The 20,517-nt window shown below is 63.8% G+C and carries 18 protein-coding genes; 9 read left to right on the top strand and 9 right to left on the bottom strand.

Annotation, left to right across the window (positions count from 1 at the left end; translation table 11 throughout):
- Positions 1-228: 228 nt before the first annotated feature.
- From xylB to AU465_RS23195, 3 genes are all read right to left on the bottom strand, one after another.
- Positions 229-1,683 (bottom strand): xylulokinase, encoded by a 1,455-nt coding sequence (gene xylB, locus AU465_RS23205; protein WP_192253564.1) that lies wholly within the window; start codon positions 1,681-1,683, stop codon positions 229-231.
- 82 nt (positions 1,684-1,765) lie between these two features.
- Entirely contained in the window at positions 1,766-3,091 is a 1,326-nt protein-coding gene (locus AU465_RS23200) for a tetratricopeptide repeat protein (protein WP_192253562.1), read from the bottom strand.
- 117 nt (positions 3,092-3,208) lie between these two features.
- Positions 3,209-3,832 carry a LysE family translocator gene (locus AU465_RS23195; RefSeq protein ID WP_192253560.1) on the bottom strand — a complete coding sequence of 208 codons (624 nt, stop codon included), beginning with the start codon at positions 3,830-3,832 and terminating at the stop codon, positions 3,209-3,211.
- Between the two features lie 323 nt (positions 3,833-4,155).
- Here AU465_RS23195 and AU465_RS23190 point away from each other — a divergent pair, with 323 nt between their 5' ends.
- From AU465_RS23190 to AU465_RS23155, 8 genes are all read left to right on the top strand, one after another.
- Positions 4,156-4,833 carry a L,D-transpeptidase gene (locus AU465_RS23190; RefSeq protein WP_246506336.1) on the top strand — a complete coding sequence of 226 codons (678 nt, stop codon included), beginning with the start codon at positions 4,156-4,158 and terminating at the stop codon, positions 4,831-4,833.
- A 122-nt stretch (positions 4,834-4,955) separates the two neighbouring features.
- Entirely contained in the window at positions 4,956-6,122 is a 1,167-nt protein-coding gene (locus AU465_RS23185) for a diphosphate--fructose-6-phosphate 1-phosphotransferase (RefSeq protein WP_192253556.1), read from the top strand.
- The gene (locus AU465_RS23180) at positions 6,122-6,868 is read left to right on the top strand and encodes an MBL fold metallo-hydrolase (protein WP_192253554.1); all 747 of its coding nucleotides are present in this window, start codon (positions 6,122-6,124) and stop codon (positions 6,866-6,868) included. The genes AU465_RS23185 and AU465_RS23180 overlap by 1 nt, the downstream gene beginning before the upstream one ends.
- 186 nt (positions 6,869-7,054) lie before the next feature.
- The gene (locus AU465_RS23175; RefSeq protein WP_192253552.1) at positions 7,055-8,602 is read left to right on the top strand and encodes a DegQ family serine endoprotease; all 1,548 of its coding nucleotides are present in this window, start codon (positions 7,055-7,057) and stop codon (positions 8,600-8,602) included.
- A gap of 130 nt (positions 8,603-8,732) precedes the next feature.
- The gene (locus AU465_RS23170; RefSeq protein ID WP_192253550.1) at positions 8,733-9,344 is read left to right on the top strand and encodes a molybdopterin-dependent oxidoreductase; all 612 of its coding nucleotides are present in this window, start codon (positions 8,733-8,735) and stop codon (positions 9,342-9,344) included.
- The gene (locus tag AU465_RS23165; protein WP_192253548.1) at positions 9,341-10,087 is read left to right on the top strand and encodes a ferredoxin reductase; all 747 of its coding nucleotides are present in this window, start codon (positions 9,341-9,343) and stop codon (positions 10,085-10,087) included. The genes AU465_RS23170 and AU465_RS23165 overlap by 4 nt, the downstream gene beginning before the upstream one ends.
- 443 nt (positions 10,088-10,530) lie before the next feature.
- Positions 10,531-10,737: a DUF680 domain-containing protein gene (locus AU465_RS23160; protein WP_192253546.1), complete on the top strand. Its 207-nt coding sequence runs from the start codon at positions 10,531-10,533 to the stop codon at positions 10,735-10,737.
- Positions 10,738-10,890: 153 nt separating this feature from the next.
- Positions 10,891-11,121 (top strand): DUF680 domain-containing protein, encoded by a 231-nt coding sequence (locus AU465_RS23155; RefSeq protein WP_192253544.1) that lies wholly within the window; start codon positions 10,891-10,893, stop codon positions 11,119-11,121.
- Positions 11,122-11,199: 78 nt separating this feature from the next.
- On the opposite strand, the gene AU465_RS23150 is transcribed toward AU465_RS23155, so the two are convergent.
- The 5 genes from AU465_RS23150 to AU465_RS23130 all read right to left on the bottom strand — a co-directional run bounded on the left by AU465_RS23150 (position 11,200) and on the right by AU465_RS23130 (position 17,719).
- On the bottom strand, positions 11,200-12,312 hold the full coding sequence (locus AU465_RS23150; RefSeq protein WP_192253542.1) for an ABC transporter ATP-binding protein: 1,113 nt from the start codon (positions 12,310-12,312) through the stop codon (positions 11,200-11,202).
- 34 nt (positions 12,313-12,346) lie between these two features.
- The gene (bglA, locus tag AU465_RS23145) at positions 12,347-14,011 is read right to left on the bottom strand and encodes a beta-galactosidase BglA (protein ID WP_192253540.1); all 1,665 of its coding nucleotides are present in this window, start codon (positions 14,009-14,011) and stop codon (positions 12,347-12,349) included.
- Between the two features lie 4 nt (positions 14,012-14,015).
- Positions 14,016-15,170 (bottom strand): carbohydrate ABC transporter permease, encoded by a 1,155-nt coding sequence (locus tag AU465_RS23140; protein WP_192253539.1) that lies wholly within the window; start codon positions 15,168-15,170, stop codon positions 14,016-14,018.
- Position 15,171: 1 nt separating this feature from the next.
- Positions 15,172-16,185: a carbohydrate ABC transporter permease gene (locus tag AU465_RS23135; protein ID WP_192253537.1), complete on the bottom strand. Its 1,014-nt coding sequence runs from the start codon at positions 16,183-16,185 to the stop codon at positions 15,172-15,174.
- A gap of 178 nt (positions 16,186-16,363) precedes the next feature.
- Positions 16,364-17,719, bottom strand: a complete 1,356-nt coding sequence (locus AU465_RS23130) for an ABC transporter substrate-binding protein (RefSeq protein WP_192253535.1) — start codon at positions 17,717-17,719, stop codon at positions 16,364-16,366.
- Positions 17,720-18,070: 351 nt separating this feature from the next.
- Here AU465_RS23130 and AU465_RS23125 point away from each other — a divergent pair, with 351 nt between their 5' ends.
- Entirely contained in the window at positions 18,071-19,093 is a 1,023-nt protein-coding gene (locus AU465_RS23125; protein ID WP_192253533.1) for a LacI family DNA-binding transcriptional regulator, read from the top strand.
- A 250-nt stretch (positions 19,094-19,343) separates the two neighbouring features.
- On the opposite strand, the gene AU465_RS23120 is transcribed toward AU465_RS23125, so the two are convergent.
- Positions 19,344-20,288 carry a Vgb family protein gene (locus tag AU465_RS23120; protein ID WP_192253530.1) on the bottom strand — a complete coding sequence of 315 codons (945 nt, stop codon included), beginning with the start codon at positions 20,286-20,288 and terminating at the stop codon, positions 19,344-19,346.
- Positions 20,289-20,517 lie beyond the last annotated feature (229 nt).

Genomic DNA, 20,517 nt, shown 5'->3' with positions numbered 1-20,517 from the left:
TGCTAAGGTCGGCGCCGCCCCTCATCCGCCTGCCGGCATCCTCTCCCCCTATAGTGACGGGGAGAAGGGAGTTGGCCGCAGCCTCGGCGCCCTTCCTGCAACGCTGGCGATTGGCGAAATCGGCGATGACCGCGCCCCTCTCCCCGTTCCTATACGGGGAGAGGATGCCGGCAGGCAGGTGAGGGGCAGCGCCAACGCCCGGAAAAGGGTGATGGGTTAATCCTTGCCTCACGCGGTTACGCCCCTGATCGCCGGATAGAGCGCGCGGTAGCGCTGATAGGCATCGGCGAAGGCACCGCCGAGCCCGGCATCCGGCTCGATCGTCGCATCGGTCGCCGGCGCGGTGCAGACGGCGTGCGGATCGGCGCCCAACGCGGCGATCAGGCCGAGTCGCGCGGCGCCGAAAGCGGCGCCGAAATCGCCGTCGGCCGGAATGTCGACCGGCACCTGCAATGCGGTGGCGATCGCCTTCAGCCAGTAGCGCGAGCGCGAGCCGCCGCCGATTGCGGTCACTCGGGTCAGCGTCGTGCCGGCCTTCTTCAGCGCTTCGAGGCTGTCGCGGAAGGCGAAGGCGACGCCTTCGAGCACGGCCTGGGTCAATACGGCCCGGCTCGACTCATGCGCGAGGCCGGTGAAGGAGCCACGAATGGCGGAATCATTGTGCGGCGTGCGCTCGCCGGACAGATAAGGCAGGAAGGTGACGCCTGTCGGCGCCTTGAGTGTCTCACCGAGCTCGCCGGTCAGCTCGCCGGCGCCTTTGCCGGTGATCTCCGACAGCCAGTTGAGCGAATCGGTGGCCGACAGGATGACGCCCATCTGGTGCCAGGTGTTGGGCAGCGCGTGGCAGAACGTATGCACCGCGCTTTCCGGATTGGGCAGATAGGACGCGTTAGCCGCGAAGAGCACGCCCGACGTGCCGAGCGACACGAAAGCGTTGCCGGCGCCGACCGTGCCCATGCCGCAGGCCGAGGCCGCATTGTCGCCGGCGCCGCCGGCAACCGGAATGCCGGCCCCAATTCCCCATTTCGAGGCGAGCTCGCCGCGCAGGGCGCCGGCCTTCGCCGTGCCTTCGACGAGCGAGGGCATGTGCTTCTCATCGAGCGATGTCGCCGCCAGCAATTCGGGCGCCCAGCGCCGCTTCCCGACATCGAGCCAGGAGGTGCCGGCGGAGTCCGACATTTCGGAAATATGCTCGCCGGTCAGCCAAAGCCGCAGATAGTCCTTGGGCAGAAGCACCTTGGCGACCTTGGCGAAGATTGCCGGCTCGTTGTTCTTCACCCACGCAAGCTTCGGCGCCGTGAAACCGGGGAAGACGATGTTGCCGGTGAACTTGCGGAAGCGCGGGTCGGCGTCGAGCGCGGCCGCCTCGACATGGCTGCGCGTGTCGTTCCACAGGATGCACGGGCGCAGCACCTTGTCGGAAGCGTCGAGCAGGGTCGCGCCATGCATCTGGCCGGAAAGGCCGATGCCTTTGACGGCCGCGAGTTCCTTCGGATGGGAAGCCCTGAGGTCGGCGATCGCTGCCTCGCAGGCTTCGATCCAATGCGCGGGATCCTGCTCGGACCAGCCGGGATGCGGCCGCGACACATCGAGTGAGCCATGGCCGGAGCCGACGACGTTCTGGCGATCATCGATCAGCAGCGCCTTGACGCCTGATGTGCCCAGGTCGAGGCCGAGATACATGATTTCCTCCCACTGCCATTAATTTTTTCGGATCTCGAAAAAATCTGGCTTGGCCAGTTCTTATGCCAAGATCCGCCTCGGGTCAATTCTCCGACAAATCGGCCGCGCGTCGCGAGAGCAGCGCCGACAGCGGGCCCTCCGGCCGCGCCAGCCGGCGCTCGGCGGTCAACGCCCGCGCCAGCGCGCCATCACCGGCGCGCAGTGCAGCCTCGATCAGCGTCAGGTCGATCACGTCGCGCTGCGCGTGGCTGCCGCCGAAGCGGTGCGCGATCGAGCGGATCGGCCTGATCAGGCGCACGGTTTCGGTGTAGTTGCCCTCGCCGAATGCCTTGACGGCCAGGGTCAAGGGATGGCCGACGTCACGCGTGAAGGCGGCGTTGTCGTCGTCGCCATGCATCGCTTCGCGCTGCGCTTCGATCAAGGTCTGCGCCGGCCCTTCCAGCCCGGCGCCGACAAAGGCCATCATCGCATGCGCGTCGTTGAAGGCATAATTGCCGGCGGCGGCCTTCGGCATCCAGTTCGCGGCCAGCGCCTGCCAGCGGTCGCCGACATCGATGCCGCCGAGATGGAGACGCCACAGGATCGCCGAGGCATCGACCATGTTGAGCGCCAGCGTCGAGCGGTCGCCGTAGATCGGCCCGTCATAGAGCGCCAGCACCTCGTCCGTTTCGCCGAGGTCGTAGTGGAACAGCGCCAGATGCCACCAATTGTGGATCTTGAGGAAGCTGTCCCTGGTCCATGCCTCCGGGTTGGCGCGCATCCAGGCGATGCCGTCTCTTTGCCGGCTCTGCATCTCCATGACATGCGCGACCGCGTGCTGCGCCCAGCCGTCGCGCGGCTCGATCGCGATCGCTCGCCGGCCGAAGCTTTCGGCGCGCGCATAGTCGCCCATCTCTTCCAGTCCGAAGGCCTGCATGCCGAGAACGGCGTGATAGCCAGGCATATCCTTTTGCCAGGCCGGCAGTGCCCGGCCGATGCGGTCGCGCAGCATGCGGGCATTGCCGGTGAAGAAGTCGATCTGGTGTCCTACCTGCAGCGCCAGCGCGTCGAGCGGGTCGTCGATCGCGATATCCTCGAGGATGCGGGCGGCCTCATGCCAGCGCCCATTGGCGAGATGGCCAAGCGTCGCGACATGCGCCCGTTCGCGCGTGGTGCCGGCAAGCGGCAGCGCCGCCGCATGGCATGATTGCGCGACAGCCATGGCCTCCCGCTCGGTGGCCAGGCCGAACAGATAGCCCTTGAACACATGCGCCATCACGAAGCCGGGATCGTCGGCGATGGCGCGGTCGATTGCAGCGACCGGGTCGCCGATGAAGCACTGCAGCTCACGGACGGCTCTGGCGTAGGACGAAAACCCGGCTTCGGTCGCGCCCGAGTAAGTCAGGCCGAATGCGTCCTTCAGCGCCATTGAGGGTCCTTCGATGGGTCGCGAATTTGCTGTTCGGAGCCCAATCCTAGATCATCGCCAACCAACCCGCCAACCGTAGCGACAGGCCTTCTTGCCTACCGCGCTATGCGCACCGCCTCAATTCCCCGAGCGCATCGCCACCGTGGCGATGCCGGCGCCGACCAGCAATGTCCCGCCGGTGCGGTTGAAGATGCGGATCGCCTTCGGGTTGCGCACGATGGCGCGTGCCCTGGACGCGATCAGCGCATAGCCGAAGGCGTTGCTGAAGGCGAGCGCCAGGAAGGTCGCTTCAAAGATCAGCATCTGCGTCCAGAAATCGGCGTGCCGGTCGAGGAACTGCGGAAGGAAGGCGACGAAGAAGGTGATGCTCTTCGGGTTGAGCGCGGTGACCAGCCAGGCATGCGCCATCATTCTTGCCGCCGACACCGCGTCGGTGCGCGGCTCGGCCTTCAGCGCGCCGCCGGCGCGGAACAGTTTGATGCCGAGATAGATCAGATAGCCGGCGCCGATCACCTTGAGCACCGTGAACACCGTGGCCGAAGCCGCGAGCAGCGCGCCGATGCCGAGCATCGACAGCGTCATGGCGGTGAAGTCGCCGAGCGCGACGCCGACCGCCATCGGCAGCGCCGTGCGCCAGCCCTGGCCCAGCGCATAGGAGACGACCAAGAGGATCGTCGGGCCTGGAATGACGAGAAGGATGGTGGAGGCGGCGGCAAAGGCAGCCCAGTTTTCGAAGGACATTTCCTTACTCCTTGAGCGCAAAGAACAGGATAAATCCCGGGGCCGTCGCGATTGTAAAGAGGTCATGGAGAAAATCCTCAGCGCCGACTGGCCAGGCTCCTCCGGCGAAGTAACGGCCTGTTAGGGTTAAGCTCGGTTTGGGGTCTTTCACGCTTTTTCAACCATGAATGGCGAAAATGCCTGCCATTCGGCCGGACCGTGCTTCCCGCCGACAGCGTAGGGTTTGGTGTATGCGCGAGTTGCCGCAAAGTCTGACGCCGCCTTCGAACGGCGAAACCGTCGAAACCGAAATTCCACTCTCGCGCCGCGCCGTGCTTTCCGGCATGGGCGCCATGGCGCTGCTCGGCATGGCCGGCTGCAGCACCACCGAGACGCTCGATCTGCCGCAATTGCAGCTCGACGATACCACGACCGGCTCGGTGCACCCGATCCGCCCGGCGATTAGCGTTGATAAGAACATCACCGGCCCGGACGTGATGTATGCTTCGCTGGCCGATGGTGGCTTCCAGGTGCCTGCCGTGCCCTGGCAGAAGGTCAAGCCGGAATTCCGCCGCCAGATCGTCGTCGACAAGACCGGCGAGGCGCCTGGCACCATCGTCGTCCATCTGCAGGAGCGCATGCTCTATCTGGTCCAGCCGGGCGGCGACGCCATCCGCTACGGCGTCGGCATAGGCAAGGACGGCTTCCGCTGGTCGGGCCGCGCCAACATCCAGTATGGCCGCGAATGGCCGGTCTGGACGCCGCCGCCGGAAATGGTCCAGCGCAAGCCGGAGCTGGTGAAATGGCAGGGTGGCCAGCCCGGCGGCCTCACCAATCCGCTGGGAGCGCGGGCGCTCTACATCTACCAGAACGGCAAGGACACCGGTTACCGCATCCACGGCTCGCCGGAATGGTGGAGCATCGGCCAGGCGATGTCGTCGGGCTGCGTGCGCCTGATCAACCAGGACATCATCGACCTCTACAACCGCGTGTCGAAGAAGAACCCGGTTGTCGTCGTCTGATCTTTTCGGGCGGCCTATGCGGCCGCCACTTTTTCGGGATCATGCTCCCGTTTCTTCCGTTGCGCGATGCCGCAAGACAGGCGAAGGTGCCCTGAAAACCTTCGCCTTGGGAGAAGAAGAGCATGGCCGGAACTTTCGTCATCGCGCAGGGCGGCGGCCCGACCGCCGTCATCAACCAGACGGTCGTCGGCGCCACGCTGGAGATCCGCAAACGCCATCCCGGCGCTAAGGTGCTGGGCTCGATCCATGGCGTGCGCGGCATCCGCGACGGCAATTATGTCGACCTCTCCGCCATCCCGGAAGACCGGCTGCGGCTGATCGCCGGCACGCCGAGCGCCGCCCTTGGCTCGACCCGCGACAAGCCTGACGCGGCCTATTGCGAGGTCATCCTCAATGGCCTGAAGAAGGCCGGCGCCGACGCCTTCATCTATATCGGCGGCAATGACACCTCGGGCACCCAGCAGATCCTGACCGACGCCGCCGCCGGCACGATGGCCTTCGTGCACGCGCCGAAGACCATCGACAACGACCTCGAGGAGAATGACCACACGCCGGGCTTCATCTCGGCGGCCGAATTCGTCGCCGGCGCCTTCCTCTCCGTCGATCTCGATTTCCGCGCGCTGCCCGGCATCTATGTCGGCATCGTCATGGGCCGGCATGCCGGCTTCCTGACCGCCGCCGCGGCCGCCTGGCAGCTCGATGCGGACAGCGGTCCGCATCTCATCTATGTGCCGGAGCGCGCCTTCTCCGCCGAACGTTTCATCGACGATGTCCGCAAGACGCTCGACCGCCACAAGCGCTGCATCGTCGCCGTCTCGGAAGGCGTCAGCACCGCCGACGGCAAGGCGCTGGTCGAAAGCCTGGTGCCGCCGGAAAAGCTCGAGCGCGACCAGCACGGCAATGTCAAATTGTCGGGCAGCGACCTGCCGGCCGCGCTCGAACGCGCGCTGGCCGAGGGCCTGCCGGGCAAGCGCGCGCGCGTCGACGCGCTGGGCTACATGCCGCGCGGCTATGTCGGCGCGATCAGCGCTGTCGACGCCAAGGAGGCCTTCGATGCCGGCGCCTTCGCGGTTGCCGTCGCCGAGGAGGGCGGCGGCTCGGTGGCGCTGCAATATGACGGCGCAAGGACCGTGCTGAAGAAGGTGCCGCTGAAGGCTGTGGCAGGCAAGACACGCCACATGCCGGACGATTTCATGAAGCCGGATGTCAATCAGCTCTCCGAGGCCGGCATGGCCTATCTGAAGCGCCTGGTGCCGGAAAAATACAAGGTCGGGAAGCCCTTCGTCTGATGGGTGACCTCGTGGTGGGCGACTGGTTCGGCAAGGCTGTCGTCGATGCCAGGACGACGATGCTGACCGAACCGTTCGTGCATGATTTCGTGCGCGCCAACATCTGGCATCTGAAGGGCCGCGACGCCGACCTGCTGGTCGACACCGGCATGGGCATCTGCCCGCTGGCGCCCGAGATCGACACGCCGGCCGGCAAGCCGCTCATCGTCGTCGCCACCCATATCCATCTCGATCATGTCGGCTCGCTGCATGAATTTCCGCTCAGGATGGGGCCGAAGGTCAGTGCGGCGCAGTTCGACGGCATGGATGATGCCGTCACCTACGCCTACATGTTCCACAATCTCGACGGCGCGGTATCAAAGCTGCCGGCGCCCGGCTGGAACGCGGCCGACTATCGGATCCCGTCGGCGCCGCTGACGCGAATGCTCGACGAAGGCGATGTCGTCGATCTCGGCGACCGGAAATTCCGCGTGCTGCATCTGCCCGGACATTCGCCGGATTCGATCGCGCTTTTCGACGAGGCCGACGGCCTGTTCTTCGCCGGCGACGCCATCTATGACGGCATGCTGATCGACGACCTGCCGGATTCGGACCGTGCTGCCTATTGCCGCACCATGCAGCGCCTGCTTAACCTGCCGATACGCATCGGCCATGGCGGCCATGGCCCGAGTTTCGGCCGCGCGAGGATGTGCGAAATCGCGTCTTCCTACCTGCGCCGCCGAGAGCGGTTCGTGAGCGCTCTCTGAATTAAATCTTCGTAAGGTCGTCCAAAAACCCTAATTCGGGCCATTCGGCGCACTAGATGCTTGGCTGTCGATCCGGCCGGCTGCCATGCACGGCGAGACAGGCAATCCCGGTCGTCGACACGCCGACGGGCGCGCCCTTTGAGAGCCTGCGGCGCCGGATCAACTCTCGCCCGGACAGAAACGACCATGTCACCATTAAGCATTCTTCGCAGACATCGCGTCGCGGCCCTGTTGGGCGCTGCGCTGATCATCTCTCCCGTCGTGGTTTCCTTTGCGCAAAACACCGGCAATGCCGGCCTGAGCAACATCGTCGCGACGACGCAAACGCCGGTCGCCGGCATTACCGCCCCGAACGGCTCGTTCGCGCCTGTTGTCGCCACCGCCAAGCCGGCTGTCGTGACCGTGACGACCGTGATGAAGGCACAGCCTGGCCCGATGGGCGATGGCTCACCCTTCGACGGCAATTCGCCCTTTGACCAGTATTTCCAGCAGTTCTTCGGCGACCAGGGCATGCCGATGCCCAAGACGCCGCCGCAGCAGCAATCGCCGCGGCAGGAGGCTTTGGGCTCCGGCTTTATCGTCGGTGCGGATGGCACCATCGTTACCAACAATCACGTCGTCGACGGCGCGACCTCGATCAAGGTGACGCTGGACGACGGCACCGAACTTCCCGCCAAGCTCGTCGGCCACGACGCCAAGAACGATCTGGCGGTGCTCAAGGTCAAGGCGAGCAAGCCGCTGCCCACCGTCAAATGGGGCGATTCCGACAAGCTGATGACCGGCGATCAGGTGCTGGCGATCGGCAATCCCTTCGGCATCGGCACCACGGTCACCGCCGGCATCGTCTCGGCGCGCGGCCGTGATTTGCACAGCGGGCCGTTCGACGACTTCATCCAGATCGACGCGCCGATCAACCACGGCAATTCCGGCGGGCCTCTGGTCGATGTGAAGGGCAATGTCGTCGGTATCGACACCGCGATCTTTTCGCCCAATGGCGGCAGCGTCGGTGTCGGCTTCGCCATCCCGTCGAACCAGGCCCAAAAGGTCGTCGCCAAGCTGATGAAGGGCGGCGATATCGAATACGGCTATCTCGGCGTGCAGATCCAGCCTGTCACGCAGGATGTCGCGAGCGCCATCGGCCTCGATCATCCGGGCGGCGCGCTGGTCGCCCAAGTCACCGATGGGTCGCCGGCGGCCAAGGCGGGCATCGAGACAGGCGATGTCATCACCGGTTTCGCTGGCCAGGAGATCAAGGATCCCAAGGACCTGTCGCGCGCCGTCGCCGACGTCTCGCCCGGCAACAAGGAAACGCTGAATGTCTGGCGCAACGGCAAGGCGATGCAAATTTCGGCCGATGTCGGCCGCAACACCGACGACCAGAAGACCGCGTCGAATGACGAAGGCGGCAAGCCATCGGCCGAACAGGGCCTGCGCGTGCCGTCGCTCGGCCTTGGCTTGACGGACCTCACACCCGACATCCGCGAGCAGCTCAACCTGGCCGATAACCAGCGCGGCGCCGTGGTCGAACGTGTGAACCCGGACAAGGCGGCCTCCGCTTCCGGCATCGAGCCCGGCGATGTCATCGTCGCCGTCGACCGCACGCCGGTGAAGAGCGCAAGGCAGGCGAACCAGGCGATCGCCGAGGCCGGCAAGTCCGGCAGGAAATCGGTGCTTTTGCTGGTCGATCGCGGCGACGCGCAGATATTTGTCGCCGTGCCTTTCGCTGCCGGCTGAAAAACTTCCATGGAGCCTGCCGGCATCTCCTCCGGCAGGCTCTGCCCGCAACATTTCGGTTGCCCGCAAGGGTATCTTCGAGAACACTGCCGCGAAACCGGCAAGTGGCCTGGTCACAGGAGGCGTCTCGATGGTCACCCGCGGCTTCTTTTCCGGACGGCGTCCTCCTTCCGATACAGACGCACGCATCCCGCCGGGACAGTATCTGGAACAGGGTTTTCCGGTTCTCTCGGCAGGGCCTACGCCGCGCGTGCGCACCGAGGACTGGTCCTTCACGCTCAAGCACGGACCGCGGCCGATCAAGAAATGGAACTGGGCCGAGTTCAACGCCCTGCCGCAGAGCAAGATGACCCGCGACATCCATTGCGTGACGGCTTGGACCAAGTTCAACACGCCCTGGCAGGGCGTGCTGATCGACGACATCCTGGCGGACGCTGGCATCGAGCCGCCGAGCGCCTTCACGCTGGCGCATTCCTTCGACGGCTATTCGACCAATGTGCCGACCAAGGACCTTGTCACCGGCAAGGCGATGGTGGCCCTGCTTTACGAGGGCAAGCCGATCTCCCCCGACCACGGCGGACCGGCGCGGCTTCTGGTGCCGCATCTCTATTTCTGGAAGTCGGCCAAATGGGTGAACGGTCTGCAGTTCACCGAGCGCGACGAGCCGGGGTTCTGGGAACTGCGCGGTTATCACATCTATGGCGACCCGTGGCGCGAGCAGCGCTATTCGGGCGATCCATGAGCGCCGAACCGCAGCTGCAGTCGCCCTGGCAGGCGGCCACGATCACCCGCATCGAAAAGCGTACGCCGCGCGTCACCAGCTTCTGGTTCCAGCCGTCGCGCCCGTTTACCCATCTGGCCGGGCAGCATGTCGACGTCAGGCTGACGGCGCCGGACGGCTATCAGGCGCGCCGTTCCTATTCCATCGCCTCGGCGCCGGAGGCAGGCGCCGGCATTGAGCTCGTGATCGAGCGGCTCGACGACGGTGAGGTTTCGCCTTTCTTCCACGATGTGGCGGAGGTTGGCGACGAGATCGAATTGCGCGGACCGCTCGGCGGCCATTTCATCTGGGAGGCGAGCGACGGCGGGCCGATCCTCCTGGTTGGCGGCGGCTCCGGCGTCGTGCCGCTGATGGCGATGGTGCGCCACCGCACCTTGCAAAAGTCGGCCGCCCCGATCGCGCTGGTGTTTTCGGCACGGGTCTGGGACGAGGTCATCTTCCGCGATGAGTTGATCGGCCTCGACGACCGCCGCGACGGCTTCGATCTGGTGCTGACGCTGACGCGCGAGCAGGCCCGCCGCCCCTCCGATTATTCCCGGCGCGTCGATGCCCGGATGATGATGCAAGCGATGGAGCGGCTGTCGAAGGCGCCCCGGCTCGCCTTCGTCTGCGGCTCGAACGCGTTCGTCTCGGCCGCCGCTGAAGCCCTGATCGAAGCGGGCGTTCCGGCAGGGCTCATTCGTACCGAGCGTTACGGGGTTTGAAGCAATTCCGCGAAAGCGGTTCAACCCGAATTCAACGCGGGTCGGTCCGCGGTGCGCCTCGGCCGGCAATGCCTCCGAATCGGGTCCTGATCGGCCTCAAAATGGTTAACGGTATAGAAAAGTGACTATTAGGAGATTCTAAAATCGAACCGAACGGTTCGTTTCTGTTGACGGTGCGTGCAGGACGGGTGAACATTGGCCTTCCGATACACTTGGTGAGCCAAGCGCGACGATCAGACAACATATTGAGTTAACAACGAAAAAAATAGTTGCTAGGCATGCTTATTATAATTTCAAGATGTGGATTCATGGTCCAGCCGGAACAACTTCGTGATTGGCATCCGGCAGCCGGCTTACCCACATCGGGGCTGTCCGAACGACGCGATTTCATTCCCAAGACACGCCGCTAGACGGACGGAAAAAAAGATACTGGAGTACCAAAAATGAAAAAGATTGTTCTTACTGCCGCCGCCCTTTTGGCCATTTCCGGCAGCGCCTTCGCTGGTAGCGAAAACTACGGCTCCACCGGCGCCAATCAGCCGGCTGCCGCGGTCGACACGTCCTACACGGCTTCGACCCAGAAGTCGGAAGCGGCCGCTCAGAAGCCCGTCACCCAGGGCGCCGACCGCAACCTCTTCGGCAATAACTAACAGCCGAGCCCGGCCATGATCCAGAGATGAGGGCGTGGCCGACAGGAGACGGACGGCGGTTTCAGCCGCCGCCTCCCAATGCATGTCGCCCAAAAGTGTGCAGCGGTTTTGGGAAACGACATGCATCAGATTAAGAATTCAGGAGTAATTGAAATGAAGAAGATCGTTCTTGCCGCCGCGGCCGTTCTGGCCCTCTCCGGCGCAGCTTTTGCAGGCAGTGACAACTATGGCAACAGCGGCGTCAATCAGCCGGCCCCTGCCGTCGATACGACCCGCACCTCGTCGGTCGGCACCGACTCGCCGGTCTACAAGCTGCTGAACTCATCGAATGACGTTCAGAAGTCGGCTCCGCGGGGCAGCGACCGCAACCTGTTCGGCCACTAACGCCGCAGGTAGTGAAAAAAGGGCGGCGAGCCTGGCTCGCCGCCCTTTTTATTTGCTGAGGCGAGAAGGACGCCGGCGTCAGGCGGCCTTCGCCGCCTCGCGATGCAGGGTGAAGGAATGGCCGTCCGCGTCGAAGATGTGCAGGTCGCCGGCGCTGGCGTTCAGCCGCAAGGTCTCGCCGCGCTTGACCTCGACATTTCCGGGTAGCTTGGCCACCAGTGGCAGGTCGGCGCGACCGATGTCGACATAGATGAGCTGAACCTCGCCGAGCTGCTCGATATAATCCACCTTGCCCTCGAACAGATAATCCGCGCCGGTCGCGATCGCGAGATCCTCCGGCCGCACGCCGAAGCTCACCGCCGCGCCGTTCGCCGAGGCGGGCGTTGCGATCGGCACCGTCGCCTTGCGGTCGCCGACATGGCTCACCGCGGTCGGGTTGCCGGCCTTCTCGATCTTCGCCGGCAAAATGTTCATGGCGGGCGAGCCGATGAACTGGGCGACGAACAGGTTGCCCGGCCGCTTGTAGAGCTCCATCGGCGTGCCGACCTGCTCGACAACGCCTTCCTTCAGCACCACGATGCGGTCCGCCAGCGTCATCGCCTCGACCTGATCGTGGGTGACGTAGATCATCGTCGTGTTCGGCATCTGCTCCTTCAGCTTGGCGATCTCGATGCGGGTGGCGACGCGCAGAGCCGCGTCGAGGTTCGACAGCGGCTCGTCGAACAGGAACACTTTCGGATTGCGCACGATGGCTCGGCCGATGGCGACGCGTTGGCGCTGGCCGCCCGACATCGCCTTGGGCAGCCGGTCGAGATATTTGGTGAGCTGCAGGATTTCGGCAGCCTGCCGCACGCGCTTGTCGATCTCGGCCTTGCTTTCTTTGCCGATCTTCATCGAGAAGGCCATGTTGTCGTAGACCGTCATATGCGGATAGAGCGCATAGGACTGGAACACCATCGCGATGCCCCGCTTCGACGGCGGCACGTCGTTCACCACCTCGCCGTCGATCTTGAGCACGCCGGACGTGATCTCCTCCAGGCCGGCGATCGACCTCAGCAAAGTCGACTTGCCGCAGCCCGATGGCCCGACAAAGACGATGAACTCGCCCGATTTGATGTCGAGGTCGATGCCGTGGAGAATGTTGAGGTTGCCGTATGATTTCTTCACCTGGTCCAGCGTGACATTGGCCATAAATTCCTCCTCCCAGTGATTGTCCGTTGCAAACTCAGTCGATACGCCCGAACCAGGCGCCATACCCGCCGAGGCGGATGGGCCCGGTGCCACCTTGTCCCGAAAAGCCATGTCCCGGCAAGGGTTGCAGCGAGCCTTTGCCGAGATCGACCTCGGCAGGCTTGCTGCCGAGGTTGAAGACGCAGGCGATGCGCTCGTTGCCTTCGCGTCGCGTGAAGGCGACGGTGTCGCCGCCGCTTTCGATGAAATCGATGTCGCCCTTGCCCAGCGCCGGATGCTGACGCCGGAAGGCGAGGAAGCGCCGGTAGTGTTCGAGCAGCGAACTCGCATCGCCCTGCTGCACGTTCACCGCTTGCGAAAGATGCTTGCCCGGCACTGGCAGCCAGGGCTTGGCGGTCGAGAAGCCGCCATTGTTGGCCGCCGCTTCCCACACCATCGGCGTGCGGCAGCCGTCGCGGCCCTTGAATTCCGGCCAGAAGCGGATGCCATAGGGGTCCTGCAGGTCCTCGAACTTGAGTTCGGCCTCGCCGAGGCCCAGCTCCTCGCCCTGATAGATGCAGACCGAGCCGCGCAGCGACATCAACAGCGCCGAGATCACCTTGAGATAGGCGGCCGGATCGGCCTCGTTGGCGGCCCAGCGCGAGGCCACGCGCATCACATCATGATTGGAGAAGGCCCAGCAGGACCAGCCGTCGCTGGCGACCCGGCTGAAGGCTTCCAGCACCGAGCGCACCTTGGCGGCGCTGATCTTCTCCGGCGCCAGGAAATCGAAGGAATAGCACATGTGGACGCGCTTGCCGTCGGCGGTATAGGCGGCCACCACTTCGAGCCCGCGCTGCGAGTCGCCGACCTCGCCGACGGCGGCCTGCGCCGGATATTCGTCGAGGAGCGCGCGGAAGCGCTCGAGGAAGCCGAGATTCTCCGGCCGGCTCTTGTCGAAGATATGGTCCTGGTAGTTGTAAGGATTGACTGCCGGCGCCGTCTGGTCGTTGCGCTCTTCCGGCGGCAGCGGCGGATTGTCCTCCAGCCCCTGGCTGTGGAAGTAGAAGTTGATGGTGTCGAGCCGAAAACCATCGACGCCGCGCTCCAGCCAGAAGCGGGTGATATCGAGCAGCGCGTCCTGGACTTCGCTATTGTGGAAGTTGAGGTCGGGCTGCTCGGCCAGGAAATTGTGCATGTAATATTGCTGGCGGCTGGTATCCCACTGCCAGGCCGAGCCGCCGAAGATCGACAGCCAGTTGTTGGGCGGCGTGCCGTCGGGCCTGGCGTCCGCCCACACATACCAGTCCGCTTTTGGGTTGGTTCGGCTGGAGCGGCTTTCCTTGAACCAGGGATGGATGTCGGCGGTATGCGACAGCACCTCGTCGATCATCACCTTGAGGCCGAGCCGATGGGCTTCCGCCACCAGCGCGTCGAAATCGGCCAGCGTGCCGAACATCGGATCGACGTCGCAATAGTCCGACACGTCGTAGCCGAAATCCTTCATCGGCGATTTGAAGAAAGGCGAGATCCAGATCGCGTCGACGCCGAGCGAGGCGATGTAGGGCAGGCGCCGCACAATGCCTTTCAGGTCGCCGATGCCGTCGCCGTTCGAGTCCTGATAGGAGCGCGGATAGATCTGGTAGATCACTGCGCCCCGCCACCAGTCGCGGTCGACGGCGGGGTCTGGTCTCGAAGTCGCCTTCAAAGCCGATTGCATTGTCTCAACCTCCTTTCACCGAGCCGGCAAGCAGCCCGCGCACGAAATAGCGTTGCAGCGAGAAGAACACGATCAGCGGCACGACGATGGTCACGAAGGCCGATGTCGTCAGGATCTCCCAATTGCCGCCGCGCGAGCCGAGCAGCGCGTTGAGCTTGGCCGTCAGCACGATCTGGTCAGGTGCTGTGCCCAGGAAAACCATCGCCACCAAGAGATCGTTCCATACCCACAGGAATTGGAAGATGGCGAAGGAGGCAAGCACCGGGAAGGACAGCGGCAGCACGATCTTGACGAAGATCTCGAAGTCGCTGGCGCCGTCGATGCGGGCCGACTCCATGATCTCGCGCGGCAGGCCGGCAATGTAGCTCCTGAGCAGGTAGATGGCGAAAGGCAGGCCGAAGCCTGTATGCGCCAGCCAGATGCCGAGATAGGTCTTCGACGGCACGCCGAAGAAGGTGCCGACGCCATTGTAGAGCTTGAGCAGCGGGATCAGCGACATCTGCAGCGGCACCACCAGCAGGCCGATGATCACCGCGATCAGCAGCGCCCGACCTGGAAAGCGCATCCAGGCAAGCGCATAGGCGGCGAAGGCCGCGATCAGGATCGGGATCACCGTCGAGGGGATGGTGACCGTCAGCGAGTTCATGAACGAGCGGCCGATGCCTTCGGAGAACAGCACGGCATCGTAGTTCTCGGTGGTGAATTTCGGCGGCGCCGAGGAGGCGTAGTAGACGCGTTGGCCGCGCTCGCCCTCGAAAGCCTTCGGCGAGGCAAGCACGAAGCTGCCGTCGGCGTTCATCTGCAGGGTCACGCCATCGCCGAGATCGGCCGCCGTGCCGGCCTTGTATTGCGTCGGCGCCGCCGCCTTGACGCCGAAGGCGCTGATCTCGCGCCTGGCCCCGTCGCCGAAGATGTTGCCCTCGATGACGTATTTGCCGTCCTTCTGCGTCTGCGCGGCAGCCGCCGGCAGCCGACCGGCTTCTGTCTGGCTGGAGCTGGCGAAGGAGTTCCACCAGCCCGAGGCGATGATCTGGTCCTTGTCGCGCAGCGACGAGACGAGGATGCCAAGCGTGGGGATGGTCCAGATCGCCACGAAAACGAGCACCGCGATGTGGACGCCGAAACGGCTGGCAAAGGACTTTCCGGTCTTGGCGGTCATCTCAGTGCCCTCCCGTCTCTTTGTTGGCCTGGCGGATGTTCCAGACCATGATGGGAATGACCGCGATCATGATGATGATGGCAATCGTCGCGCCGCGGCCGAAGTCGCCGCCGCCGCGGAACATCCAGTCGAACATCAGATTGGCGAGCACCTGGCTGTTCCACTGGCCGTTGGTCATCGTCAGCACGATGTCGAACACCTTCAGCACCAGGATGGTGATAGTGGTCCAGACGACCGCGATGGTGCCCCAGATCTGCGGCACCATGATCTTCCAGAAGATCTGGAACGGGTTGGCGCCGTCGATGACCGCGGCTTCCAGCGTCTCTTCCGGAATGCCGCGCAGCGCCGAAGACAGGATCACCATGGCAAAGCCGGTCTGGATCCAGATCAGGATGATCATCAGGAAGAAGTTGTTCCAGAACGGCAGCGAGATCCACACCTGCGGCTGGCCGCCGAAATACTGGATGATGGCGTTGAGCAGGCCGATCTGGACCTGGCCTTCGCCGCGATACTCGTAGATGAACTTCCAGATCACGCTGGCGCCGACGAAGGAGATCGCCAGCGGCAGGAAGATCAGGCTCTTGGCGATCGTGCCCCACCAGATCTTGTCGGTGAGCACGGCGATGATCAGCCCGAGGAAGGTGCAGGCCGCCGGCACCACCGCCAGCCAGAGAATATTGTTCAGGATCGAGTTGCGGAAATCGTGGTCGCCGAACGCCCACTCGTAGTTGGCAAGGCCGACAAAGTTGACGCCGCCGCGGTCGAGGAAGGACAGCCTCAGCGTCTCGATCACCGGATAGATCAGGTAGATGGTCAGGATGATCATCGCCGGGCCGACGAACAGCCATGGCCGCACCAGCCCCTGCCGGCGCAGATTGTCGACGGCAGCCGTGCCGGAGACACCACGCGAGGGGAAGATGACGTCAAGCAGTTTGTTGGCGCCCCAGAAATAGGCGACACAGCCGCCGACGCCGATGATGATGACGAATATGGCCGAGAAAATCTGAGCCGCCATGGGTCCCTCTCCCTGCGCATGACCGGCCAGGCGTGCCTGGCGATCGGATGCGCCGACTTTCAGTTATTCGGAACAATCGAACGCGAAAGCTTCCGGCTGCGCCGCCGGTCGGATCCGGGCCTTAGCCCGGATCCAGTAGGAGGATCAGGAAGGTCTGACTTGAGCCGCCACAGGCGGCCTACTTGATTGCATCCCAGCTCTTCTGGATATCGGCGGCGACGTCCTGCGCGGGCTTGCCGCCGACCAGGTCGATCATGCCGGTCCAGAAGGAACCCGCGCCGATCTTGCCGGGCATCAGGTCCGAGCCGTCGAAGCGGAAGGTAGAGGCGTTGGCCAGGATGTCGCCCTGCTTCTTCAGCGCCTCGCTGGCATAGGCTTCCTTGTTGACCGCCTTGAACGGCGTCACGAAACCGCCCTGGGCCATCCAGATCTCATGCGCCAGCGGCATCTTCAGGAATTCGATGAAGGCGCGCGCGGCCTTGGAGTCTTTGGTGATCATGGCCAGCGTGCCGGCGCCGAGCACCGGCGTGCCAAGATCGGGTTTGGAGGCATAGGGCGGATAGTAGAAGAAGTCGGCGTCCTGGCCGAGCTTCTTGCCCTCGGGAAAGAAGGTCGGGATGAAGGATGCCTGCTTGTGCATGTAGCACTTCGGCGGCACCGAGAAGAGGCCCTTCGGGCTGTCGCGGAAGTCGGTCGCCGCGACCGCCTTGGCGCCGCCGTCGACCATCTTGTCGTCGGTGGCGATCTTGCCGAAGATGTCGATGGCGTTGACCACCGCCGGGTCGTTGAACGGGATCTCGTTCTTCACCCACTTGTCGTAGACGTCGGGGGTCTGGGTGCGCAGCATGATGTCCTCGACCCAGTCGGTCGCCGGCCAGCCGGTGGCGCCGCCGGAGCCCAGCCCGATGCACCAGGGCTTGCCGCCATCGGCGATGATCTTCTTTTCGAGGTCAGCGAGCTCTTCCTGCGTCTTCGGCACCTTGTAGCCGGCTTCCTCGAAATTGTCCGGCGAGTACCATACCAGCGATTTCACGTCGGCCTTGTAGGGGAAGGCGAAGAAGCCGGGCTTGCCGTCCTTGTCCTTGAAGGTGCCGAGGTCGACCCACGACTGGCCGGCGCCGTAATTGTCCTTCACCCATTTGGCGGTGTCGTCGCCGAGCGGGGTGAGCAGGCCCTTGGAGGCCAGGTCCTGGATGAGGCCGGGCTGCGGCAGCACGGCGATGTTGGGCGGGCTGCCGGCCTGGGTGTCGATGACGATCTGCTGTTCGTAGTTCTCGGACGAGGAGTATTTGATCTCGGCGCCTGTGGCTTCCTGGAAGTATTCGAGCACGGTGCGCACCAGGCCCTCGTCCTCGCCGCGCCACGGCCCGAAGATGGTCAGCGTCTCGCCCTTGAGGTCGACTTTCTTGAGCTCGTCGTAGTTCGCCCAGTGGAAGCGCGGGTCCTCGCCCGGCTTGAATTTCAGTTCGGCTTGTGCCGGCAGGCTGAAAGCGAGCGCGGCGAATGCGGCGCCCAAGAGAAGCATTTTCTTCATCGCAATTCCTCCCAGTGGTCAAAACAGTTCGGACGAAACCTCCATCTCGTCCGCCGACGCCCGCGGAACAGTGACTCAGCGAGAAGGCAACCGCAACCTTTCGGAGAGTCTTCCAAAGCGCTTTGGCTGATTTGATCTCGCCATTGAAATTACCAGAAGTCAAGAGGGTTGCGGTACTAATCGATTTAAATTCAGGCAATGGGCGTCAGAAATGTGCGCTGCAGCATAGTTTTTTGGCGCTGCCGCAGCTGTTTTGCTTCAAACTCAGCCGCGCCAACATTAAAGTCGTCAAGGCTGACCCAATTGTCGGATCGATTCAAATTGAAAGCGCTTTGAGGCTGGAGGCCTCCGATGAACCTCAAGCAACTCTCGCATATGCTGTCGCTGTCGCAAACCACGGTGAGCCGGGCGCTGAACGGCTACCCGGAGGTCAGCGAGGAGACGCGGCGCCGCGTGATGGATGCCGCCAAGCGCCATGGCTATCGGCCGAACCCCAGCGCGCGGCGCCTCGCCACCGGCAAGTCGGGCATGATCGGCTATGTGCTGCCGACCGGCAATGCCGTCGACATCGACCCGCATTTCGTCGAGTTCCTGTCCGGACTCGGCGACTATGCCCGCTCGCACGAGCTCGACCTCGTGCTCTCGCCGGCCGATGCCGACGACCAGGAGACCACCTATCGGCGCATCGTCGCCAACCGGCAGGTCGACGCCGTCTACATCTCCTCGCCGCGCCCCGCCGACCGGCGGCTGGCGCTGGTCAACACGCTGGGCATCCCTTTCATCGTCCATGGCCGCAGCGAGGGTTTCGATTTCGATTATCCCTATCTCGACATCGACAATGAAGGCGCCTTCCACGAAGCGGCGAGGCTTCTCGTCCAGCTCGGCCACAAGCGGCTGGCGCTAATCAATGGCGACGACCGCGAGACCTTCGCCATTCACCGCGAGCGCGGCGTGCGCCGGGCGCTTGCCGCGAGCGGCCTGACGCCTGGCGAGCGCCACATCTGTTCGTTGACCATGACCGAGGAGAACGGCTACCGCGCCGCCCGCCGCCTGCTGGAAGAGAGCGAGCCGCCGACCGCGATCGTCTGCTCCAGTCTGATCATGGCGCTGGGTGTGGTTCGCGCCCTACGCGACCTCGGCCTGACCATTCCTAGCGACCTGTCGCTGGTCGCCCATGACGACGTCTTCCCCTGGCTGCGGCCGGAAAATTTCCCGGTGCCGCTGTCGACGACGCGTTCCTCGATCCGGCTCGCCGGCGCGCGCATCGCCGAGCGCCTGGCGGCGCGAATATCGGGGTTGGAAGAAGGCGCCCGCGGCGAGGTCTGGCCGGTCGATCTGGTGGTGAGGGGGTCGGTTGCTGGCGCGCCGGGCTAGGTCAACACTTCAATCGTTCGGAGCGACAGAGTTCGACCCGTTCCCGTCCGTCCGGAATTTGCGTAAGAACAAATACTTAGAGCGGGTCAGGGATCCCATCAAACGCTGAACCGCTGGCCGGGCACTTGGATCGTCCGGTTCTGGCGCTGCGCTTCGATGGGTCGGCAGAACGTCGTCGGAATAGATACAAGCGAGCGTCGGCGCCGCTTCTGAACCGCATTGTCAGAGACCGTCTTCTTCGTGCCATTGACTAATTCGCTAGCGCCAGCCTCTGGATCGCTTTGGTCCACACCCATAGCGACCCTGATCCGTAACGGATAAGGCCGTACGAGGCCTTGCTCTTGTACCGGCGTGTGATGGCGTTGGTCGCCGGATCGATCTGCAATGCCGCGATGCTGCGAGGAATGGATAGCCAGACATAACCACCCCCGAAGGCAATTTCGCCGGTGTTGCTGGCGGCTCCTGTGTCAATCGTCGCCTGAACCCTGGGATTGTGTGCATCGATCCGCTGGACAGTGCCGTCGCCAAGATTGACGACCCAGATCGAATTGGCGCCGGACGTCAACATTTTTGGAGACTGGTTGAGCTTCGTCGTCGAGACGATCGCATTGGTCTTAGGATCGATCTGGTAGAGTTCGCCATTAGCCGTGCCCGTCACCCAGACGCTGCCGTAGGCTACGGTCACACCAGCCGAAGATGACGGGAGCGATATTCTCGCTGCGACGGCACCATTTCCTGCATTTAGTCGCGTCAGCGTCTTTTCCAGATTCTCCGCCGTGACAACCCAGACCGCACCCTCGCCTACACCGATAGTGCCCTGTGACGAGAGCATTTGCGCCGAGAATGCCGCGACTACGGTGTTAGTCGCAGGATCAGCCTTGAAGATCACGCCCTTGCCGACGTCTGGAACCCAAACGGCACCTTCGCCCACGGCAATGCCGCGCTGTCTCGCCGTCCCGCCATCGAGGCTGATTTCCGTGATCGAATTGTTAGCTGCGTCGACTCGAAGCAGATTGCCGCCGTGGGTCGCCCAAAATGAGCCGAAGCCAAACTCCGTGGTGTCGGTGTAACTGGCCAGGAGCGGGAATTCGGCTTCGACCGCCAGGGTTTCGATCGGCACATCTTCAAGAGCCCAGCACCCGCTCGACGAGAGCCAGTAGAACAGCGCTGCAGCGAAGAATCCGCTCGTTCTCATTTCCTCTCATACATAGCGGTCATGCGCACAACGGCAATGTGGTCGGTTCAGCGCTCCGGTTTTTCCGAGTCAATCATCATTTGCCACCGCTCATTTCAGAGCATCGCCTGGCTGCACAAAAGCGTGGCACGAGCCATGGCTGTCGAGCGAACGCCACGCGTACTGTTTGAACTTCCGCGATTGTGAAGGGTTACGGATGCCGGCCCTCTACTGAGGTGCCGTGGCTCCG

Source organism: Mesorhizobium silamurunense (genome assembly GCF_014843905.1).
GTDB classification, from domain to species: domain Bacteria; phylum Pseudomonadota; class Alphaproteobacteria; order Rhizobiales; family Rhizobiaceae; genus Mesorhizobium; species Mesorhizobium silamurunense.
This window is presented reverse-complemented; position numbering and strand designations above follow the sequence as displayed.

Coding starts and splice junctions, on each gene's coding strand:
- xylB (WP_192253564.1), bottom strand. CDS start 1,683: ATGTATCTCGGCCTCGACCTGGGCACATCAGGCGTCAAGGCGCTGCTG.
- AU465_RS23200 (WP_192253562.1), bottom strand. CDS start 3,091: ATGGCGCTGAAGGACGCATTCGGCCTGACTTACTCGGGCGCGACCGAA.
- AU465_RS23195 (WP_192253560.1), bottom strand. CDS start 3,832: ATGTCCTTCGAAAACTGGGCTGCCTTTGCCGCCGCCTCCACCATCCTT.
- AU465_RS23190 (WP_246506336.1), top strand. CDS start 4,156: ATGGGCGCCATGGCGCTGCTCGGCATGGCCGGCTGCAGCACCACCGAG.
- AU465_RS23185 (WP_192253556.1), top strand. CDS start 4,956: ATGGCCGGAACTTTCGTCATCGCGCAGGGCGGCGGCCCGACCGCCGTC.
- AU465_RS23180 (WP_192253554.1), top strand. CDS start 6,122: ATGGGTGACCTCGTGGTGGGCGACTGGTTCGGCAAGGCTGTCGTCGAT.
- AU465_RS23175 (WP_192253552.1), top strand. CDS start 7,055: ATGTCACCATTAAGCATTCTTCGCAGACATCGCGTCGCGGCCCTGTTG.
- AU465_RS23170 (WP_192253550.1), top strand. CDS start 8,733: ATGGTCACCCGCGGCTTCTTTTCCGGACGGCGTCCTCCTTCCGATACA.
- AU465_RS23165 (WP_192253548.1), top strand. CDS start 9,341: ATGAGCGCCGAACCGCAGCTGCAGTCGCCCTGGCAGGCGGCCACGATC.
- AU465_RS23160 (WP_192253546.1), top strand. CDS start 10,531: ATGAAAAAGATTGTTCTTACTGCCGCCGCCCTTTTGGCCATTTCCGGC.
- AU465_RS23155 (WP_192253544.1), top strand. CDS start 10,891: ATGAAGAAGATCGTTCTTGCCGCCGCGGCCGTTCTGGCCCTCTCCGGC.
- AU465_RS23150 (WP_192253542.1), bottom strand. CDS start 12,312: ATGGCCAATGTCACGCTGGACCAGGTGAAGAAATCATACGGCAACCTC.
- bglA (WP_192253540.1), bottom strand. CDS start 14,011: ATGCAATCGGCTTTGAAGGCGACTTCGAGACCAGACCCCGCCGTCGAC.
- AU465_RS23140 (WP_192253539.1), bottom strand. CDS start 15,170: ATGACCGCCAAGACCGGAAAGTCCTTTGCCAGCCGTTTCGGCGTCCAC.
- AU465_RS23135 (WP_192253537.1), bottom strand. CDS start 16,185: ATGGCGGCTCAGATTTTCTCGGCCATATTCGTCATCATCATCGGCGTC.
- AU465_RS23130 (WP_192253535.1), bottom strand. CDS start 17,719: ATGAAGAAAATGCTTCTCTTGGGCGCCGCATTCGCCGCGCTCGCTTTC.
- AU465_RS23125 (WP_192253533.1), top strand. CDS start 18,071: ATGAACCTCAAGCAACTCTCGCATATGCTGTCGCTGTCGCAAACCACG.
- AU465_RS23120 (WP_192253530.1), bottom strand. CDS start 20,288: ATGAGAACGAGCGGATTCTTCGCTGCAGCGCTGTTCTACTGGCTCTCG.